This is a genomic window from Halalkalibacter alkalisediminis (genome assembly GCF_028610705.1).
Taxonomy (GTDB): Bacteria; Bacillota; Bacilli; order Bacillales; family Bacillaceae_D; genus Halalkalibacter; species Halalkalibacter alkalisediminis.
Genome location: NZ_JAQQWT010000007.1, coordinates 186,549 through 206,682, shown reverse-complemented (window position 1 = coordinate 206,682; position 20,134 = coordinate 186,549). Strand labels below are relative to the sequence as shown.

General features: G+C 35.9%; 18 protein-coding genes, 1 pseudogene and 5 riboswitches. Of the genes and pseudogenes, 6 read left to right on the top strand and 13 right to left on the bottom strand.

What is annotated here, in order from left to right; genetic code table 11:
* Positions 1–77: 77 nt before the first annotated feature.
* The 10 genes and pseudogenes from PQ474_RS13330 to PQ474_RS13290 form a co-directional block, all read right to left on the bottom strand.
* Positions 78–170, bottom strand: a pseudogene (locus PQ474_RS13330) (RNA polymerase subunit sigma); the annotation flags it as partial.
* A gap of 526 nt (positions 171–696) precedes the next feature.
* The gene (locus PQ474_RS13325; protein WP_273844036.1) at positions 697–2,034 is read right to left on the bottom strand and encodes a TrkH family potassium uptake protein; all 1,338 of its coding nucleotides are present in this window, start codon (positions 2,032–2,034) and stop codon (positions 697–699) included.
* 2 nt (positions 2,035–2,036) lie between these two features.
* Positions 2,037–2,702, bottom strand: a complete 666-nt coding sequence (locus PQ474_RS13320) for a potassium channel family protein (protein ID WP_273844033.1) — start codon at positions 2,700–2,702, stop codon at positions 2,037–2,039.
* 61 nt (positions 2,703–2,763) lie between these two features.
* A riboswitch (cyclic di-AMP (ydaO/yuaA leader) is annotated at positions 2,764–2,911 on the bottom strand.
* Positions 2,912–2,987: 76 nt separating this feature from the next.
* Positions 2,988–3,404, bottom strand: a complete 417-nt coding sequence (locus PQ474_RS13315) for a hypothetical protein (protein WP_273844032.1) — start codon at positions 3,402–3,404, stop codon at positions 2,988–2,990.
* Between the two features lie 17 nt (positions 3,405–3,421).
* Positions 3,422–4,561, bottom strand: coding sequence for a KdpD-like non-kinase potassium sensor (kdpDN, locus tag PQ474_RS13310; RefSeq protein WP_273844029.1), 1,140 nt, complete (start codon positions 4,559–4,561; stop codon positions 3,422–3,424).
* Positions 4,562–4,645: 84 nt separating this feature from the next.
* A complete protein-coding gene (gene kdpC / locus PQ474_RS13305) occupies positions 4,646–5,236 on the bottom strand; it encodes a potassium-transporting ATPase subunit KdpC (RefSeq protein ID WP_273844027.1) in 591 nt (196 codons plus the stop codon).
* A gap of 13 nt (positions 5,237–5,249) precedes the next feature.
* Positions 5,250–7,265 (bottom strand): potassium-transporting ATPase subunit KdpB, encoded by a 2,016-nt coding sequence (kdpB, locus tag PQ474_RS13300; protein ID WP_273844076.1) that lies wholly within the window; start codon positions 7,263–7,265, stop codon positions 5,250–5,252.
* 93 nt (positions 7,266–7,358) lie between these two features.
* Positions 7,359–9,029 (bottom strand): potassium-transporting ATPase subunit KdpA, encoded by a 1,671-nt coding sequence (kdpA, locus tag PQ474_RS13295; RefSeq protein WP_273844074.1) that lies wholly within the window; start codon positions 9,027–9,029, stop codon positions 7,359–7,361.
* Positions 9,030–9,062: 33 nt separating this feature from the next.
* Positions 9,063–9,140, bottom strand: a complete 78-nt coding sequence (locus PQ474_RS26615; RefSeq protein ID WP_390187510.1) for a potassium-transporting ATPase subunit F — start codon at positions 9,138–9,140, stop codon at positions 9,063–9,065.
* Positions 9,141–9,262: 122 nt separating this feature from the next.
* The gene (locus PQ474_RS13290; RefSeq protein WP_273844025.1) at positions 9,263–9,541 is read right to left on the bottom strand and encodes an HPr family phosphocarrier protein; all 279 of its coding nucleotides are present in this window, start codon (positions 9,539–9,541) and stop codon (positions 9,263–9,265) included.
* A 99-nt stretch (positions 9,542–9,640) separates the two neighbouring features.
* A riboswitch (cyclic di-AMP (ydaO/yuaA leader) is annotated at positions 9,641–9,793 on the bottom strand.
* A gap of 370 nt (positions 9,794–10,163) precedes the next feature.
* Positions 10,164–10,320, bottom strand: a riboswitch (cyclic di-AMP (ydaO/yuaA leader).
* Positions 10,321–10,406: 86 nt separating this feature from the next.
* Positions 10,407–10,562: riboswitch (cyclic di-AMP (ydaO/yuaA leader) on the bottom strand.
* A gap of 210 nt (positions 10,563–10,772) precedes the next feature.
* Positions 10,773–10,914, top strand: a riboswitch (cyclic di-AMP (ydaO/yuaA leader).
* Positions 10,915–11,024: 110 nt separating this feature from the next.
* Between PQ474_RS13290 and PQ474_RS13285 the strand changes: the two genes are divergently transcribed.
* A complete protein-coding gene (locus PQ474_RS13285; protein WP_273844023.1) occupies positions 11,025–11,669 on the top strand; it encodes an adenine nucleotide alpha hydrolase family protein in 645 nt (214 codons plus the stop codon).
* 557 nt (positions 11,670–12,226) lie between these two features.
* Here PQ474_RS13285 and sigK read toward each other — a convergent pair.
* Positions 12,227–12,934 carry an RNA polymerase sporulation sigma factor SigK gene (sigK, locus tag PQ474_RS13280; protein WP_273844021.1) on the bottom strand — a complete coding sequence of 236 codons (708 nt, stop codon included), beginning with the start codon at positions 12,932–12,934 and terminating at the stop codon, positions 12,227–12,229.
* A gap of 413 nt (positions 12,935–13,347) precedes the next feature.
* Between sigK and PQ474_RS13275 the strand changes: the two genes are divergently transcribed.
* From PQ474_RS13275 to PQ474_RS13265, 3 genes are all read left to right on the top strand, one after another.
* Positions 13,348–14,487, top strand: a complete 1,140-nt coding sequence (locus PQ474_RS13275; RefSeq protein ID WP_390187498.1) for a YibE/F family protein — start codon at positions 13,348–13,350, stop codon at positions 14,485–14,487.
* Entirely contained in the window at positions 14,484–15,245 is a 762-nt protein-coding gene (locus PQ474_RS13270) for a YibE/F family protein (RefSeq protein WP_273844019.1), read from the top strand. Before PQ474_RS13275 ends, PQ474_RS13270 begins: the two co-directional genes overlap by 4 nt.
* A 249-nt stretch (positions 15,246–15,494) precedes the next feature.
* Positions 15,495–15,887, top strand: coding sequence for a YusW family protein (locus PQ474_RS13265; protein ID WP_273844017.1), 393 nt, complete (start codon positions 15,495–15,497; stop codon positions 15,885–15,887).
* A gap of 165 nt (positions 15,888–16,052) precedes the next feature.
* On the opposite strand, the gene PQ474_RS13260 is transcribed toward PQ474_RS13265, so the two are convergent.
* Positions 16,053–17,189: a M20 family metallopeptidase gene (locus PQ474_RS13260; RefSeq protein WP_273844015.1), complete on the bottom strand. Its 1,137-nt coding sequence runs from the start codon at positions 17,187–17,189 to the stop codon at positions 16,053–16,055.
* Between the two features lie 455 nt (positions 17,190–17,644).
* Between PQ474_RS13260 and PQ474_RS13255 the strand changes: the two genes are divergently transcribed.
* Complete coding sequence (locus PQ474_RS13255) at positions 17,645–18,265, top strand: NUDIX hydrolase (protein ID WP_273844014.1); 621 nt, start codon at positions 17,645–17,647, stop codon at positions 18,263–18,265.
* A 63-nt stretch (positions 18,266–18,328) separates the two neighbouring features.
* Here PQ474_RS13255 and PQ474_RS13250 read toward each other — a convergent pair whose 3' ends face one another.
* Entirely contained in the window at positions 18,329–18,568 is a 240-nt protein-coding gene (locus tag PQ474_RS13250) for a YrhC family protein (RefSeq protein WP_273844012.1), read from the bottom strand.
* Between the two features lie 177 nt (positions 18,569–18,745).
* Here PQ474_RS13250 and PQ474_RS13245 point away from each other — a divergent pair, with 177 nt between their 5' ends.
* The gene (locus PQ474_RS13245) at positions 18,746–19,996 is read left to right on the top strand and encodes an adenosylhomocysteinase (RefSeq protein WP_273844010.1); all 1,251 of its coding nucleotides are present in this window, start codon (positions 18,746–18,748) and stop codon (positions 19,994–19,996) included.
* Positions 19,997–20,134 lie beyond the last annotated feature (138 nt).

Here is a 20,134-nt window from a genome sequence, read left to right as displayed (position 1 = left end):
ACTAAGTATGCATGTACATCATCAAACTGTACATTCTTATGTAATCATCTTTGTACATTATTAAATTAGCATTTATACCCCTCTTTATCCGTCCCAATCGGATCGTGCAGGGAAACATCCTTTTTGACCTTCTTTAATGCTCTAAGGTGCATGAGGATTTCTAATCTAATGTCAGAAGAGGAGCGCGTTTTAAAAAGCTCATTCTGCTACATTATGGGGTTGGGGAAAGAAAAATATAAGCAAAACAGGGATGGATTTTTACTGCTTTTGTACAACAATAGTAGCAAGCATGATTTACTGGACAAGTTGTAATTCTAAGTCAAAGCATATGCATCTTAAAATTACATCAGAAAAGCATTTGAGTTAAATGCCATGCTATTGTTAATCCTATTAATTTCAAACTCCCATTACTTTAAGTATTGTTCACATATAGTTAAATAAATTTAATTTTATACACAGTTCGTTTGTACTACGAAGAAAATAGTTATCTTAGTTTTAAATCCTTGTTATTTAACATACACACTCGTCATTTTGTAGGATAATTAATCTAAGCAGGATACATTTCTTTCAAGTACAATGGGACTGAACTTTTTTGTACTTGAGTTCATTGGTCTAACTTTAAAAGGAACGACTGCTTTTCTTTAGCAATCGCTCCCGTTGATGAACAAGAAAGTCATTCATATAATTATGTTTGTATTATCCCGTAAATACTTCTCCATCTGGATAACGAATACTTGATTTTTGTGCTTTTGCCAAAGAAAAGGCTAATGTTAATGGTCCAATTCTACCGATAAACATTAATACAATGATAATTAGTTTACCAGCATCTGATAATTCTCCTGTTAGCCCCATTGATAATCCAACTGTCCCAAATGCAGAGAATGCTTCAAATACAATCATAATAAACGGCGCATCCTCCGTTATTGACAGAGCTAATATTGTTAAAAATACCGCAAATAAACTAATGACAACGATTGCTAATGACCGTATAACCATTTGATGTTTAATTGTGCGTTTAAACACTACAGTTTCATTTCTTCCTCTTAAAAACGTTACAACTGCCATGACAATGACAATAAATGTTGTAAGTTTAATCCCACTACCTGTTGAAGCACTACCTGCTCCGATAAACATAAGTAGTAGAATAAAAACGATTGTTCCAGGATTCATACTACCAATGTCTAATGAATTGAAGCCTGCTGTTCGAGGTGTAACAGCTTGAAAGTAAGATGCCCAAAGCTTTTCCAGAGTATCTAAATTACCTAATGTAGCAGGGTTGGCATACTCTAATGTAAATATTAATAACATTGCTACAACATTGATAACGAATGTTCCGACGAGCATTAACTTAGTATGTAACGATAAGCGATGGAATTCCTTAGTATGCCATAAATCAGATAAGACGGTAAAACCAATTCCACCCGTAATAAACAATAAGGTAATAACAATATTAACTGCTGGGTCGCCCACATAACCCATCAAGCTATCTGACCACAAAGAAAATCCAGCATTATTAAAAGCAGATATGGCATGAAAGATGCTCGTGTAAATCCCAAATGCCCACCCATACTCTGGAACCCAACGCAGCGATAGTAAGATAACGGCGATCACTTCCATAATAATAGCAAAGATAAATAAAATTTTAACAAGACGGATTACGCCACCAATAGATGTTTGATTAAATGCTTCTTGTACAAGCATTCTCTCTTTTAGACCTATTTTCTTTCCCAACACAACTACTATTAAAACAGCAAATGTCATTAACCCTAATCCACCAATTTGAATGAGTATCATTATTACTATTTGTCCAAAAACCGTAAAATCCAGACCCGTATCAAGTACAACTAGACCTGTAACGGTCGTTGCTGACGTGGCCGTAAATAATGCGTCTAACCATCTAATTGGCTCCGTTGTGGCAATTGGAAGCTTCAATAATAGAGTACCTATAACGATAGCGACAAAAAAGCTTAAGGCAAGTATTTGTGGTGGTGACATTTGAATGTTTCGATGTAAAAAACCTTTCCTATCTAACATTCTTACATCCCTTCTTCTTCGAATCGTTTTAGGTCCGCTTTATGTCCAATGACAATTAGAACATCTTTTTCATAAATCGTATCGTCAGGTAGGGGTGACACGTTAATATCTTCGCCACGTTTAATCGCCAAGATGGTACACCCAAACTTAGCACGAACATCTAAATCTACTAGTGTGGAATTATTTATTTTCTTTGTTGCCAATAACTCCACGATACTATACTCATCTGATAACTCGATATAGTCGACTATTTTTTCCGATGTTATATGTTGGGCAATACGAATTCCCATATCTTGTTCAGGATGAATAATTCGATCTGCTCCAATTTTATCAAGTACCTTATGGTGATAGGCGTTTTGAGCTTTCACCCAGACATTTTTCACTTCCATCTCTTTTAACACTAGGGTTATTAATATACTCGATTGAATGTCGTCCCCAATAGCTACAATGACATAATCAAAATTTCGAATACCGAGAGATTGTAGTGATTTCTCATCTGTTGCATTTGCAATTATTGCATGAGTAGAATGAGCTGCGAACTCATTTACTTTAGCTTCATTGTTATCTATAGCTAACACCTGATGCCCCATTTTATATAACTCTTTGCAAACACTGCCCCCAAAGCGTCCTAAGCCTATAACTGCGTATTGTTTCTTTTTTTCTGCCACTTTTTCCGCTCCTTTTCCCAAATAAAAAAGACCATCACAAAGAATGGTCTTTTAATGACCCTTCTCTCCAAGATAACGCTGACGAGGTTAGCTGTCGGATTAGGGATTGAGAGTATCCCCTCTTACTAAGTAAGATTCACCCCAAAGGTGATTTTTAACCACCAATATGGTTCCCCCGCTCTAAAAAGCAGATTAAGCGAATAAAAGGTTAATATTTCTATTTGTTATAAAAGAGAACATACTCCTCTTTTATAATCTTGTCAATACATTGACTCTAGCGTCGCTCTACTTAAAAATAAAGGTTATATCATTTTCATTATTCGTAAAAATAACATAACTGGCTCCAATCGACTGATATAATCGAGGATGGACGAAACGTTTTTTCGTTCTGACAACATAAATTGGTCCCTTTGTATAACTCTTACACACATCAACTGCTAACCCACATTCAAGTATGTTCCCTTCAATAATAATTATTTTTTGATAGTGGGCCTGGAATAAATCTTTGTGTTGCTCTTTATTTTCTAAATCAAGTAACAAAATATTGTTATATCCATTTTCGAGCATTTGTTGAGCAACTACAGGACTGTGTGTAGTCATTGCTAGTGAGTCTCGAAACGGCTCAAATTGTGCAAAAAAATGATTCCCTTTTGGACTATTGATGCAAATTAATATTTCTTTGTCTTTAGACGTAATACTCAAGTTAAAACTCTCCTTCCTTATTGATTTCTTCGATCTGCAACAATATGAATGTCTACATTTTCCGTATACCTCATAATTGTACTTACTATTGAACCTTTTGTTACTTCTTCCCATCTAGTCCTTGCGGATTGACCGAGAACAACTTGTGTTATTGAATACTGATTGACCGTATCAATAATTACTTCAGAAACTTTTCTCTCCTTTGTTCGTTCAACTAAAAAGGTCGCCTTAAATTCGTGAGTAAGCTTCCGCCACTGCTTAATTCTTTTTCGGTGAACTTCATCGATGAAGCCTTGCTTATCATTGAGTACGTTCAGGATATACAGATCAGCTTTTAATCGGTTCGCCATCCTTGCCCCTCTTCGTATTAATCGTTCCGCACTTCCGCTATATTGAACGCAAACTAATATTTTTTCAGCTAAAGCAAACAATTTTTCATCCTTTTGAATTCGCTCATCGACATCATTAGCAATCTCTCGAAGGGCTAACTCTCGAAGGGCTCCTAAATTACTTAATGTAAAAAAGTTTTTAAGAGATTGTTCTACTTTCTCATGTGAATAAACCTTTCCTTCTATTAATCTTTTTTGTAATGTTTCAGGTGCAATATCTACTAAAATGATTTCATGCGCACTGTGTAATACAAGATCGGGAATCCGTTCTCGTACAGATACACCTGTTATTTGTTGGACGATATCATGTACGCTTTCAATATGCTGAATATTAACAGCTGATAATACAGAAATACCAGATTCTAAAATTTCCTGCAAATCTTCATACCTTTTTTTGTTTTTCGACCCTTGAATGTTGGTATGTGCAAGCTCATCTATCACGACAACATCTGGTGAACGTTCTAGAATTGCTTCGACATTCAGTACTTCTAAAAACCGCCCTTTATATTCAACTTTCTTCATTGGTATCATTTCAAGATCTTTAATTTGTTCTTCCGTTTGTTTTCTGTTATGCGTTTCAATTAAGCCGATTACAACATCGATCGCTTCATTTCTTAATTCGTGCGCCTCCTGCAACATTCGATAAGACTTACCAACTCCAGGAGCAGCCCCGACAAATAGCTTTAATTTACCTCGCCGCATTCGTTCAATTTCTAACAAAATTTCTTCTGGTGATTTTCTCTTGTAATCTGGAAAGGGAGAAAACACGATCACTCACCTCTTGGTAGAAGAGGATATCTCAAAAGCAAAACTTTAGACACTGATGAGCTATCCTCTTGATCCTCATTTTCTTTATTCTATAAGCTCAGATAAACTCAAATTCAGTAATAAAACATTGACTCTTTGTTCTCCAAATAAACCAAGTTCACGCCCTTCAGTATGTTCTACAATTAATCGAAATAGATCTTGTTCAAAAATACCCGTATTGTCACTAATTCTAGGAACTTGTGCATAAGCTGCTGCAGGACTGATGTGCGGGTCTAAACCCGATGCTGAATTCGTAACAAGATCGATAGGTAATTCTTGAACAGGCACTTGTGGATTATTTGACTCCCATTGTTCAACGAGTTGTGTCGTTCTTTCAATCATTTCAATATTGGACGGACCATAGTTTTCAGACCCTGACCCCATTGCATCATATTCAATGCTTGAGACACGACCATGGAAATAAAATGGACTATTAAAGGATTGGCCGATTAATTCTGAACCGATCACTTCATTATTTTCGTTATATATTAAACTCCCATTTGCTTGGTCTGGTAAAACAGCTTGTGCAATCCCAGTCACTGCAACTGGATACAATAGTCCCGCTACTAGCATTAATAAAAAACTAGCACGAATAATGGTTCCGACCATGCTTTTCACAGATCCTCTTATACTCATTTGTGATACCTCCTTATAACATCCATAACTGTAATACCATATCAATTATTTTTATTCCGATGAAAGGAACGATTATCCCGCCAAAACCATAGATTAATAGATTTCTACTTAATAGTTTATTTGAGCTCATTGGTTTATAATTAACACCCCTCATTGCTAAAGGAATGAGTAATGGAATAATAATCGCATTAAAAATTAAGGCTGCCAAAATAGCTGACATTGGCGAATGCAGGTTCATAATATTTAAAGCATTCATTTCTGGAATAGCTATCATGAACATCGCTGGAATAATGGCAAAGTATTTTGCAATATCATTTGCGATACTAAAAGTAGTTAAAGCTCCTCGAGTCATTAATAGCTGTTTACCAATGGAAACAATCTCAATTAATTTCGTTGGATTTGAATCGAGATCGACCATGTTTGCTGCTTCTTTGGCCGCTATTGTACCACTGTTCATCGCTATCCCCACATCTGCTTGAGCTAATGCTGGTGCATCATTTGTTCCATCACCTGTCATAGCAACTAGTTTTCCTTGTGCTTGTTCTTTACGAATGACAGCAATTTTATCTTCTGGCTTGCTTTCTGCGATAAACTCATCGACACCCGCTTCTTTAGCAATCGTTGCAGCAGTTAAAGGATTATCACCTGTACACATAATCGTTTTAATTCCCATACTGCGCATCTTTTCGAAACGCTCTCTCATCCCTGGCTTTACAGTATCTTTCAAGTAGATTAGTCCATAAATCACATCACCTACGGCAACTGCTAGCGGTGTTCCACCTTCTCTTGCAATATCATCACTGCTAGCTTTTAAATCGCTTGGAATTTGTCCACCTTGAGATTTAACCCATTCAATAATTGAGTCAACCGCTCCTTTTCTTACTTTTCGCCCATCTTGCAAATCAACACCGCTCATCCTTGTTTCAGCTTTGAATGCAATAAATTCCCCTTCAAGAGCCATCTTTTTATCAAACATGAATCTTTTCTGCTGAACTAATTCAAGGACCGAACGACCTTCTGGCGTTTCATCCTGAGCAGAACTCACTGCCGCCCACTCCCCAACCATGCCTTCTGTTTGATTTCCAACGGGGATGAATTTATAAGCCATTCGATTTCCATACGTTATTGTCCCTGTTTTATCAAGGATGATCGTATTAATATCACCTGCTGCTTCAACCGCTTTACCTGACATCGCTAAAACATTAAATTTTGTTACACGATCCATCCCTGCTATCCCTATTGCTGATAAAAGCCCGCCAATTGTTGTTGGTATTAAACATACAAGTAACGCAATTAACATTGGAATTTCTAATTTAATTCCTAAATAATTTCCAAAGAAGGGAAGTGTAAAAACGACTAATAAAAAGATAATCGTTAAACTCGTTAGAACCGTATTCAAAGCAATTTCATTCGGAGTCTTTTGACGTTTGGCTCCCTCAACCAATGCAATCATCCGATCTAAGAAAGATTCGCCAGGGTCACTCGTAATTTTAATTTTTATTTCATCACTGACTACTTTCGTTCCTCCTGTAACTGAGCTAAAATCCCCTCCAGCCTCTTTTAACACTGGTGCAGATTCCCCTGTGATAGCTGACTCGTCAACTGTTGCGATCCCTACAATAATTTCACCATCACCTGGAATCATTTCACCTTGCGTTACAATGACGGTATCTCCTTTTCGTAACTCTGATGATGAAACAACTTGTATCATGCCTTTGGCATTTACTTTGCGTGCATTAATATCTTTTTTCGTTTGCTTCAGTGAAGCCGCTTGTGCTTTTCCACGTCCTTCTGCCAAAGCTTCTGCAAAATTTGCAAACAATAGTGTGAAAAACAGGATAAATGTCACTGCAATGTTAAACCAAGGATCTACTTTGCTCCCAAAAGCTGCAGGAAAGAGTGTTATTAGTAGAGTAATAATAAATCCAATCTCTACCACAAACATAATTGGATTACGAATCATTGATTTTGGATTAAGCTTTATAAATGAATCTTTGAGCGCTTGAACGACTATCTCTTTATTAAACATATGAATTGACTGTTGTGATTCGGTTTCATTTTTCTCTTTATTTATAGAATAAGTTTGACTTTTACTCATCATTTTCCCTCCTAATCAATCCATTTATCGTAATGTTAAAAATTCTGCTATCGGTCCTAAGGCTATTACTGGGAAGAAAGTAAGGGCCCCAACAATAAATATGGTTCCAATTAAGATAGTTGCAAATAATCCATTATCTGTTCTAAATGTCCCTATCGTCTCTGGAACTGCTCTCTTCATTGCTAGTGAGCCAGCAACCGCCAACATCGTTACAATAGAGAAAAACCTTCCAAGAAACATCACGATTCCAGTAGATATATTCCAAAACGGGGTATCATCATCTAATCCTTCAAAGCCAGAACCATTGTTTGCAGCAGAAGAACTAAACTCATATACAACTTGACTAATCCCGTGAAAACCTGGGTTTGTAATGGCATCTGAACCGAGTAGTGTAAATAAAGCAATGGCTGATGCACCTAAAATCAATAAAGGATGAATTAAAAGCGTAACCGCAATTAACTTCATTTCTTTCCCTTCAATTTTCTTCCCTAAAAACTCTGGCGTCCGACCTACCATCAAACCAGATAAGAAAACAGCAATCATCGCATACATAACAACATTAATAAACCCTGCCCCGACTCCTCCGTAAACGGTGTTTAACATCATATTGCTGAGTGCTACCAAACCGCCAAGTGGTGTTAATGAATCATGCATTGTATTGACTGCTCCCGTTTCGGTTGCAGTAGTTACAGTCGCATAAAACGCAGATTGTACCGATCCAAAACGGACTTCTTTTCCTTCCATGTTTCCCTGTTCTGCTTGAATCCCTATATTATTCAGAGCAGGATTACCTGAATACTCGGAAATAATTGCTCCACTAAGTAATACAACAAAGATCATCGTCATGGAGACAAATAGGATCCTTCCTTGTCTTCCATTACCAACCATTTTCCCGTAAGTAAACGGAAGTGCTGTTGGCAGTAAAAACATTAATAAAATTTGCAGGAGGTTGCTAATCCCATTCGGATTTTCAAATGGGTGTGAGGAGTTTACTCCAAAAAATCCACCACCATTATTTCCCAACTCTTTAATTGCTAGAAACGAACCGACAGGACCTCTAGCAATCTCCTGTACATCACCTTCTAATGTATTGACCATTACTGCAGGTGATAACGTTTGTGGTACCCCTAGCGCAATAAAAATAAGACCTGTCACTAAAGCAAATGGTAATAATACACGGACAACAGCACGATATAAATCGACAAAAAAGTTACCAAATGGCTTTCCAGCTAACCCTCTAATAAAAGCAATGGCAACAGCCAACGCTGTTCCAGGAGCAGCAAACATCATAAATAAAATTCCAATCATTTGTGCTAAATAAGAAAGCCCATCTTCTCCACTGTAATGTTGTAAATTGGTATTCGTCATAAAACTCACGGCTGTATTAAAAGCGAGTGTTGGTTCCATGGAACTCACATTCGACGGATTTAGTGGTAAAAAGCCTTGAAAACGAAACACAATATATACTAGGACAATCATAAATGCATTCGTACAAACAACTGCTAAGGCATACTGCTTCCATGTTTGCTGTACTTTTTTAATGCCGCCTATTTTAAATAAAATAGATTCAATGGGTCCAAACACTCGATCTAAACTTGTTTTTTCATAATCAAATGCTTTGGCAATGTATATTCCCATTGGTTTGGCAATTAGTAAAGCAACAACCAATGTAATGGCAACTGATAATATTGAAATCAACACGTTTAACCCTCCAAGTTTGATAGATTCTTAAAATTTTTCAGGATGCATTAGAACATAGACTAAATAAACAGTAACTAACATACCACCTAAAACTAAGACCGACATCATTTGTCCACACTCCCCTCTTCAATTACTTGCCCAGACCATTGAATTAACCTAATCATTAAATATGGCATCAAGATAAATAATAAAATTAACAGAAATTCCATTTTACACCTCCAATATTTTCATTTTTTCAATACTTCAATCTCCTTTATTCCAGAAAATAAATTGATCAACTCTCGTGCAGCAACACGTGAGTCTGGTCCTATAGCACTTATACAAAAATCTGACTTTTGATTTGATAAAAAAAACATCACAGTACCTAGTAACCCTTTACAGTTCGTTTTTCGATCATTCTTACATAAAAATATGTCACAAGAATACTTTTGAGCTATAGAAACTAAATGAACAATCTGATCAATCCTCATTTCTTTCATCGAATAAATACGAACATGAATTTCCATTCCTTCTATCTCCTAGAACTAAAATAAAAAAGCTACAAGAGGAAAGTATCCTCCCTGTAGCTTTAGGCACTAAAAATAAGCCATGCTTAACACGGATAATCTTTCTCTCCAAACGCTTACGAGGTTAGCTGTCGGATTAGGGACTAAAGAGTATCCCCTCTTAACTTTGTTAAGACTCACCCCTAGCATCTCCAATTTGGAGAGATGCAAAGTTGGTTCCCCCGCTTCTTTTGAATTCAGCGATAGATATTTCTGTATTTGGTTTGATGTCTCTATAATTCTTCTCTAAGAGCAATATAGTTTACTAAGCTTACTATGGCTTCTTTTGAAACTGAACCATCTTCGACTAATTAAACACTTGATTGTTTATTGGTAATAAAGACAACATTGTACTAAGTAACCATTGTTATTTGTCTACTATTTTCTTTACACCAGAAGATAACGCACTAGAACGTTTCAGCAAAAAAAACAAAGGTAGATTTGCTCTGGATATATTTTCTCTAAACAAAAGATGTTCCTTGGTTTGCCATTTACTTTCTTCTCTCTAGGCAAAATAAAAAAGCTGCCAGAGGAGAGCCCTCCCTGCAGCTTTTAGGCATAATTAAATAAGCCTACTACTAGGTTTTTTTCTCTCCAGACGCTTACGAGGTTAGCTGTCGGATTAGGGATTAAAGAGTATCCCCTCTTAACTCTGTTAAGACTCACCCCTAGCAACTCTCCTTAAGGAGAGTTGCACAAATTGGTTCCCCCGCTTCTTTTGAATTCAGCGATTACAAATACAATATTCAATTAGAAAAATAGATTCAAACTAATAAATATTTAAATCTAAGCTTCACAGTGGCTCACTAAATCATGATCACGGCATTCATCCCCTCTCTACACGCTTACGAGGTTAGCTGTCGGATTAGGGACTAAAGAGTATCCCCTCTTAACTTTATTAAGACTCACCCCTAGCAATACTCCATGGGAGTGTTGCACAAATGGTTCCCCCGCTTCATTTGGAACTCAGCGAATTTGGAAGTAATTTCAAGTTCTGACGAGAATATTACTCCTGCCTTTTTACTTTGTCAACCTGCTTTTTTTCATTTTTTATCAGATTCTGAAGGATGTATTTTTACAATATATATAGGATGATAATTGGTATTTTTTATAATATATTTTCTCTTATAAAAAAATTGTTGACAGCTTCACACATTAGGATTACATTTAATACCATAAAATTTAATCGCTTACCTTTTATTCGCTTAATCAATTTTGAGCGGGGGAACCAATTTTCGGTAGTTACTTACCTGGGGTGAATCTTACAGTCTAAGAAAGGATACTCTCAATCCTTAACCCGACAGCTAACCTCGTCAGCGTTACTTACCAGAGAGAAAGGTCATGTATCCTAGACCATTTCATGCATTTGCAACCTTTCTTTTTATGAGTATGTGTTAATAAGTTTTTTTAAAAGTACAACCACATATCTAAAGGGGGATTTTTCATGCAAGAAAATATATTAGTTTGTTTAAGTAACCCAAATAATGCAAAAGCTTTGCTCCAAAGAGGAAAAACATTGGCCACTGCTTTCAACGGTAAATGCATCGCTTTACATGTAGAACAAAAATCTTATAATGAGTTTGATTTTAATCAATTACAAACCCACTTCTTTTTTCAAAGCTTAGCTGATCAGTTAGGTATTATTTTGCTTAATGAATACAGTAGACAAAATATTACTGATACGATTGTCGAAACCACACAAAGTCAATACGTTACTCAAATTGTCTTAGGTCAAGCAGTTCAAAATAGATTAGAATTAGTCATCAAAGACTCATTAATTAATACATTATTTAAAAAGTTAAATAATGTTGATATTCATCTTGTACATGTAGAACGAGACAGTCCGTTAATGAATAGTCAACATAGGGGTATTCCAGCTCACTTAGAAAAAGAGGACAATGAATATTTTTTAACATTTAACTCACATAACCCAAATGCTATAAATGGAATTTACTTTAAAGATGATTCGACTGATTTTGAGAATGGTTTTTTTGTACTTACAAACAGTTACGAATTTAGAGTTGCAAGGGTACACAATGGAGTTGCCTCCATAGAGAATAGTATGTTTGTTATTGATCATTTTAATTAGCTGTTGTCACTTTCTATTAATTATGCAATTACAATCTTTAAAGCGTCTAAAAGCCTAAACTATATATAATTTAGGCTTTTAAGCTTTAATCCAATTATAACCTTTCTAAGTAATGTGATAAGTTTATTCCGTACTGCCACTTTAGTTTAACGTTTCCTACTTAATGAGATATAATAAGCGCCCTTATTTAAGGACGAACCCGTTACTTCAAGTACATCTTTTCACAAAGTTAGTACATGTTATGTAGTTTGAATGAGCAGTATCCTTGTACTACGAACCAAATATCTTGTTTTACATACTTCTTATTCAAATTTAACATACACACTCGTTTTAAAAAGAATTATTAATTTAGTAAGATACATTTCTTTCAAGCACACTGAACTGAACCTTTTTCTACATACATATCACTCCGTTAATTGATCGACCGTTGCATAGGAGAAACTCTAATAATTCAATTGATAAACTTGTACTATTCCTTTGACCCTACACATAATCTTTTTATTAAGCAAAAAAGTAGGCAATCGATTTTAATCGATCGCCCTCATTCAAGAATGTTATTAACTCTTCCCTTGACTCTGCTTATAAAACTCATGAAACAGCTTCATTAGCGCTCGTTTTTCAATTCTAGATACATAACTACGTGATATGCCAAGCTCTTTTGCAATCTCACGCTGGGTGCGCTCTTCCTCCAAGTTTAAGCCAAAACGCCCCACAATGACTTCTTTTTCTCTGTCATCTAACACATGAATGAATTTATAGATTTGAGTCTTCTCCATATTCGTTTGAATCACATCGACGATATCATCGCCTTCTTCTTGCAGCACATCAATTAACGTAATTTCATTCCCCTCTTTATCCGTCCCAATCGGATCGTGAAGGGATACATCCTTTTTGACCTTCTTTAATGCTCTAAGGTGCATGAGGATTTCATTCTCAATACAACGAGCTGCATAGGTTGCTAGCTTTGTCCCTTTTCCATCAGAATAACTTTCTATTGCTTTAATTAAACCAATCGTTCCAATAGAGATTAAATCTTCTGTGTCTTCCCGAGTGTTCTCAAACTTCTTAACAATGTGAGCTACAAGCCGTAAATTATGTTCAATTAGAAGGTCACGTGCTTCGGCGTCGCCTTCCTGCATGAGTTTTAAGTATTTACGTTCTTCGTCTTTTTTTAGCGGCTGTGGGAAGGCGTTGTTCTTTACATAGGAAACAAAGACGATCACTTCTTTAAATAAGTACGATATCGCTGCGATTATAGCTGACACGAAATCACCCCCAGAATGTCGTTACTTCATTCCTATGTTGGAATGGGCTTGGTCGTGTCTGTACAACGAAAATAAAGTAATTCTTTCTTGTAAGTAAGTTTATCCAAAATTCAATCTACCTAATTATGCCAAACAAGGCTTAGGATTTAATATATGCGGATTTTAATAGTTATTCTATAGTTTAGTAAGACAATACGTTTAGCTAGTGATAAAATCTCTTGACGTTTTGAAAATATCCCTGTTATTCTAAGTCCATTGTTAACTACACATTAGCGATCTATTCTGACTTTAGATTCGCTAATGCTAAGGAAATTGTACTCTTAATATAATGTAAGATTTGAACGTGTAAGTCCTTGAAACCACTATGTTCAAACCTTCTCCTCTTTATTAGTGCAATAGTTGGAGGGTTTTTATTGAATGTTATCGTAAACAAATTAAAAAAAATGACCTACAATCAAATTTTTACATACGCCATTATTGTCTTTTGTTTTGCCTCATCTGTATTATTTGTTAATAACAATTATTCATTCTATGAACGGCCCATAGCCAAAATCATCAAAACAAATCTCGAAGATAGAACTGAAATAATCGATATGTATAATAATCAAGATTTTCTATTCTCCCAGAGCATTGTAGCCGTATTAAAAAATGGAGAAGAAAAAGGACAGCTTATCCATTTAACTAATGAATATTCATCATCTAGAGCTTATGATCATGAATATCATGTTGGAAATGAATTGTTTGTTTGGATCAATAAGAACACAGAACAAAATACTGAATTAACTGGAACCATACAAGACGTCAAACGTGATAAGTACGTTCTTTGGATTGCATGGATTTTTATCTTTACTTTGCTTTTCGTTGGGAAAAAGCAAGGAATGTTCTCAATTATTAGTTTGGTTATCAATGCCATTTTGCTTTCTTATGCACTAGATGTATACGTAAATACACCAGATGTCAGTTTAGTATTGATATGCGGGATGAGTGTTATTTTATTTACTGTAATTTCTCTATTACTCGTAAATGGTTTTAATGAAAAGTCATATGCAGCGATTGTTGCTACCTTGGTTGGAACGTTTATGTTACTTTTCATAACGTATCTAGTAATCTGGTTCACTTCTGGAAGTGGACTTCGATATGAAGAAATGCAATTTTTAACTCGTCCACATGAGATGGTATTTATGGCAGGGGTCTTAATAGGATCTTTAGGGGCCGTAATGGATGTAGCAATTACGATGTCTTCTTCTATCTTTGGATTATATGAAAAAAATCACAACATTTCAGTAAAAGCACTTAAATCATCTGGAATGGAAATTGGAAAAGATATTATGGGAACGATGACAAATATTTTGTTTTTTGCCTATATAAGTGGTTCCATTCCCATGCTTATTTTGTATTTGAATAATCGATCTCCATTAGGGTTTACCCTATCAATGAATCTTTCATTGGAATTGGCTCGTGCCCTTGCTGGAGGGATTGGAATCGTACTAACCATTCCAATCGGACTGTATATTGCTATTTTCTTCGTTAAACAAAAGAGGGCAAAATTATGAATGTATTAATGTGTCTTGCAGCTATTTTATTTTTATTAATGGTTGGTATTGGCGGAAAAAAAGGAGCACGGTCTTATATGGCTTTGTTCTTTAACTTTGGTGTACTCTTTCTAACCATCCTTTTTATGTCTAATCCGAGTGCGAATCCAATTATTTTAACATTAATGGCCTGTACCGTGATTAGCTGTATTAATCTATTTTATATAAATAAAGTGAACCTAAAAACGGTCACAGCTTTCCTTTCTACCATTATCACCATTGTGATCCTTCTCTTTTTGATTTTCATCATAACTGATAAAGCAATGATTCAGGGATTTGGTGAGGAAGAATTAGAGGAGCTAAGCATCTTCTCCCCTTATGTAGGCGTGGATTTTGTTAAAGTTGGAGCTTCAATGATTATTATGAGTACAATAGGTGCCATCATAGATGTAGCGATATCGATTACCTCTCCAATGCGCGAAATTTATCATCATAATCCAACCATTAGCAGAAAGAATTTATTCTTTTCTGGATTAAGTATTGGAAGAGACATCTTAGGGACAAGTGCGAATACGTTATTTTTTGCTTTCTTTGGTGGATATATGGCCTTGCTCATATGGTATAAAGATTTATCTTATTCTGTTGGACAAATCGTAAATTCTAAAATATTTAGCGTGGAAATCATAACGATTCTTTGTGCAGGAATTGGGGTAGCTCTGATTATTCCAATTACTTCATGGATTACTGCCTATTTTCTGGTAAAAAATAGAGACATATAACCTTTGTTGTTACCTAAAACCTCGTTAGCAGCCATTAACTTTGACGCGTTAGTATCATTGGGAACAGATTGTTATCATATTAATTCAAAGCACTTAAAATCACGATAAATTCCTTTTCTAACTGTCTTTGGAACTTAGGTGCAACCTCTATTTGTTCAGTTCCTAGTCCGCCATGCAAAGAAGATTGTAGAATTTCTTTCCTATTATTAGGATATAGTAATTCTGAAAACACGAAATGGAGGAATGACATTGAAAGTAAAACTGTTGTTTATTGCATTGGTCTATTGGCTTATTGTATTAGGAGCCTTAGGTATGAACAGTGTCGAAGCAGCACCAATGGTTATTGATTTCGAGTTAGAAATTGAATTGAATAATACAACTGAGTTTGAAATGGACTATGAAATGGAGAATCATAAAATGGAGGCAAAGTATAAAGCTCCTGGGACGGCAACTAAATACGGACAGGAAGCACAAAAAATGATAGAACCATTTTTAAATGAATTAAACTTGTCTCCAGATTCAAACAAAGAAGAGCTTAAGAAACAAATTTTGGCAATTCTAGAGCTAACGCCGAATGATGTAGTTGAATTTGAGTTAGAAGTTAAATTTGATACCGGGGCAAAGTTAAAGCTCGATCAATAAAAAAGTTACTAGGATGCGCGCTTATCTAAATAAAGATAAGCGATTTTTATTTAGATTTATCATTGTGTTGGCTTAAAATTTATAAATCAACAGAAAAAAGAGGGTGTATAAACCCTCTTCGATAAAAATGGCTACTTCTTCTTTAAACTTTCAGTAGCCCTGTTGTTATTTCTTTTTTTGATTTAAACGTTCAATTACTTTTGCTAATAATAATGTTCGTTCCGTTAAAGAGGATATTTCTAAGTACTCCTTATCACTATGGGCATTACCACCAATAGGTCCAAGTCCATCGATGGTCGGAATTCCCATCGCCGATGTAAAAGAAGCATCTGAACCTCCACCTGTTTTTGTATCTTTAATTTCAATTCCGAGATCCGCACCAACATTTTTGACGATATTAAAGAGCGCTTCAATTTTTTTATCTTTTAACATAGGAGGTCGTCTCATATCACCAGTTAATTCTATCTCCGTACCAGTAACATCCGACGAAGCGCAAACTTCTTCAATTTTATGTTCCACTTCTTCAGCTTGTTCTAAAGTTGAAACTCGAACATCTAAATGCCCAATTGCTGTAGCAGAAATCGTATTGACTGCATCTCCACCTTCAATAATACCTACATTAACGGAAATACCATGTTCATGATCATTTAATTCATGTAGTTTTACAATCTTATGTGCAAGCTCTTCAATCGCACTTCTCCCTTTTTCTGGTTCAATTCCAGAATGCGCCGCTTTTCCATGAACTTCGATTGTAAAACGCCCACTTCCCCGTCTTTCCGTTACGAGAGAACCATCACGTCTAGCTGGTTCCATAATAAGAGCAAAAGACTTTCCTTTAGCTTCTTCCTCTATGAGTTCTCTAGAAGTGACTGAACCTATTTCTTCATCACTATTTAGAATGACTTGTACATTTTGATATGCTTTAGAACCGACTTCCTTTAAATAGCGAAGAGCATAAATAACAGAAACGAGACTCGCTTTCATATCGATGACACCTGGTCCATAAGCTCGGCCAGCTTCAATTTTGAAAGGGCGTGTAGCTACTGTTCCCTTTTCAAATACCGTATCCATATGAGCAACAATTAAAATAGAAGCCTTCTCTTTGTTGGGATGGGTAACAATCAAATGGTCACCGACTTCTTCTTGCTTTAATCTTTTGATATGAAAACCCAGTTCTTGAAAAAGCGGCACAAGTTGATACCCAACTTGGTCAACTCCTTCTTTATAATGTGAGCCACTATCTATATTTACCAGTTTCTCTAATAAGTCGAGCATGTTTTTTCCGTTTATAAATTCGTCCATGCAACCTTTCCCCTTACCCTTCTACCATTGTATCTAAACATAATTGTCGTGTATTTCGACATTTTTTGCAACCCTCATTGTTATAGTACCAATATATGCATGTTCTAAACCTGTAAACACTATACTCTTGTTAGAAATATCTAAAAATAGACAAAAAAGTGAGCGATTCAACAATTGAATCGCTCGCAATGGGGGAGAGTAGAGAGAACATTTTTGGAAACTAGGTCAATGACCTTTCCTGTATTTAATGTACCGTACTCTACCTTTCTTTACAGTATTTTTGTAATATCTTCTAACAAAAAAATTAAAAGACACCGATCACGCACCCTTCCCTTTTTCCATTCAAGAAAAATTTCGCATATCCTTGTGCTATACTCAAATAAAGAAGTCTTAAATAGAGACATTCTACAACGTCATATAGTTCACTACATGTTCTTTTGTGAGGAGATGATAAGATGTATAATCTTTCTTATATTCAGAAACAACTTTCAAATAGAAAAGCTGGCATCCTAGGTAGCTCCGATTCCATGAAATCAGCTGTAGTCCTTCCACTTGTGTATGTAGATCAAGAGATTTCTATTTTATTTGAAGTCCGTTCCAAGACGCTTACCAAACAACCTGGAGAAATTTGTTTTCCTGGTGGGAAAATAGATTCCACCGATGTAAATCCTGAAGCGGCTGCTGTGAGAGAATTACATGAGGAAATTGGAATACTTACAAGCAAAGTTGAAATTGTTTCACCACTTGATATTCTAGTTACACCTTTTCGAGGCATTATCTACCCATTTGTTGGTACTATAGAAAATTTTGAGGATATAAAAATTAATCGAAATGAAGTTGATCATGTTTTCACGGTTCCCCTTTCTTTCTTTAGACACTATCAACCACAGCAACACACGATGCGAATGAAATTCGAACCAGTAGAAGGTTTCCCTTTAGAGAAAATAGCGAATAAGCGGGCTTATAAAAATCGATACAGTGATTTCTCTGAATCCTTTTATTACTACGAGGATTATGTTATATGGGGGTTAACTGCGCGCATTCTAACACATTTTTTAGAAATCATGAAGCATTAATACAACAAAAGAGGCTAACTTTAGAGTGTATTGAAATCTAAAGGTTAGCCTCTGCTCTTTATATTATTCTTTCTCTTCATATAGTTCATTTTGAGCTCTCATCGCTAATCGATGAAAGATAACGGCAAACGTTAATGTAACAAAGATGCCCCCAATAAATAAACCTGGCATCGTTAAGACTGTACTTTCTGATGGAATCACCAATCCGATAAACAGAAAGATACTTAAAGACAATAAAATGAACCCATATTGCTTATAGTCAGCCACTTTTGCTTCAAGTTGTTTATGCTTTTTTTCTTCCATTTATCTTCCTCCTACTCTTATATCATTTTATCACCTTTCTTAGATTAATAGATGATGTAAAAACCGTTAAGTAAGGAAGAGTCATCCAACAAGGTTTAGATATCCTTCCATCTGGACGCATAATACGTTATCATATGTACAGAGTTTACATCAAAGCTATTGGAGGAAATACATATAATGAAAAGCATTGTACGTGATATGAGTCTTGCCAAGAACGGTCATTTGAAAATCGATTGGGTAAAAGAACATATGCCTGTTTTAAACCGAATTCGCGAAGAATTTGAAGTTACTCAACCATTTAAAGGATTAAAAGTGGCCATTTGTCTTCATTTAGAAGCCAAAACAGCCTATTTAGCAAAGGTTGTAAAAGCAGCTGGAGCGGATGTATATATCGCAGGAAGCAATCCACTTTCAACTCAAGACGATGTCTGTGCAGCATTAGTTGAAGACGGCATTACGGTTTTTGCTAAACATAAACCAGATCCAGAAGAGTTTAAACAACATCTTATTATGGCTTTAGAAGTGGAGCCCGACTTGATTATTGATGATGGTGGCGATTTCGTTACATTGCTTCATTCAGAGCGTCCTGACCTAATGAAAAGCATTCGTGGTGGCTGTGAAGAAACAACAACTGGTGTGATCCGTGATAAAGCACTTGAAAAATCAGGTGACCTTCCGTTTCCAATGATTGCTGTGAATGATGGATACTGTAAGCATTTATTTGATAATCGTTATGGTACAGGCCAATCAGTTTGGGACAGTATTAACCGTACAACGAATTTAGTTGTAGCTGGAAAAACCGTTGTTGTCGTTGGATATGGCTGGTGTGGACGAGGTGTAGCACTGCGAGCAAAGGGACTCGGCGCTAAGGTCATTGTGACTGAAGTCGATAGCATTAAAGCCATTGAGGCATATATGGATGGGTTTGAAGTCATGCCTCTGACAGAAGCAGCAAAAACAGGTGACTACTTCATCGCCGTAACGGGAAATCAATATGTGATTCGTCGTGAGCATATGGAAAATATGAAAGATGGTGCCATTCTTGCAAATGCTGGACATTTTGATGTAGAAGTCAACAAACATGATCTGGACGCCTTATCAACATCAAAACGAGAAGTGCGTACGAACATCGAAGAGTATGTTTTAGAAGATGGCCGTAAGTTATACTTATTAGCCGAAGGTCGTTTAGTAAACCTAGGTGCAGGAGATGGGCATCCTGCTGAGATTATGGACATGACTTTTGCTTTACAAGCTGTTTCTCTTGCCTATGTGAATGAACAATATAAAGAAATAGGAAACCGAATTATTACAGTTCCTTATGAGTTAGATCAAAAAGTGGCTCGTCTAAAATTAGAAGCTCTAGGAATTGGGATTGATGCACTAACCGATGAACAAAAGGTATATTTAGAGAGCTGGAAAATTGATTAAATAGCAAAAAGGTTCAAAAAGGTGAAACTCGTCCTTTTGAACCTTTTTTTATTTGATGATCAACCACCTTTCTTGGTACATGATGAAATATTGGTTGCAATGGCTCCTCTCGCTGCGCGCTTTCTATGAGTGATCACT

What these genes read in the sequence shown, in the direction of transcription:
- PQ474_RS13270 (WP_273844019.1), top strand. Translation starts at nt 14,484, where the DNA reads ATGAATGTATTAATGTGTCTTGCAGCTATTTTATTTTTATTAATGGTT.
- PQ474_RS13285 (WP_273844023.1), top strand. Translation starts at nt 11,025, where the DNA reads ATGCAAGAAAATATATTAGTTTGTTTAAGTAACCCAAATAATGCAAAA.
- PQ474_RS13325 (WP_273844036.1), bottom strand. Translation starts at nt 2,034, where the DNA reads ATGTTAGATAGGAAAGGTTTTTTACATCGAAACATTCAAATGTCACCA.
- PQ474_RS13245 (WP_273844010.1), top strand. Translation starts at nt 18,746, where the DNA reads ATGAAAAGCATTGTACGTGATATGAGTCTTGCCAAGAACGGTCATTTG.
- PQ474_RS13260 (WP_273844015.1), bottom strand. Translation starts at nt 17,189, where the DNA reads ATGGACGAATTTATAAACGGAAAAAACATGCTCGACTTATTAGAGAAA.
- PQ474_RS26615 (WP_390187510.1), bottom strand. Translation starts at nt 9,140, where the DNA reads ATGTCGGTCTTAGTTTTAGGTGGTATGTTAGTTACTGTTTATTTAGTC.
- PQ474_RS13290 (WP_273844025.1), bottom strand. Translation starts at nt 9,541, where the DNA reads ATGGAAATTCATGTTCGTATTTATTCGATGAAAGAAATGAGGATTGAT.
- kdpB (WP_273844076.1), bottom strand. Translation starts at nt 7,265, where the DNA reads ATGTTTAATAAAGAGATAGTCGTTCAAGCGCTCAAAGATTCATTTATA.
- PQ474_RS13250 (WP_273844012.1), bottom strand. Translation starts at nt 18,568, where the DNA reads ATGGAAGAAAAAAAGCATAAACAACTTGAAGCAAAAGTGGCTGACTAT.
- kdpC (WP_273844027.1), bottom strand. Translation starts at nt 5,236, where the DNA reads ATGAGTATAAGAGGATCTGTGAAAAGCATGGTCGGAACCATTATTCGT.
- PQ474_RS13255 (WP_273844014.1), top strand. Translation starts at nt 17,645, where the DNA reads ATGTATAATCTTTCTTATATTCAGAAACAACTTTCAAATAGAAAAGCT.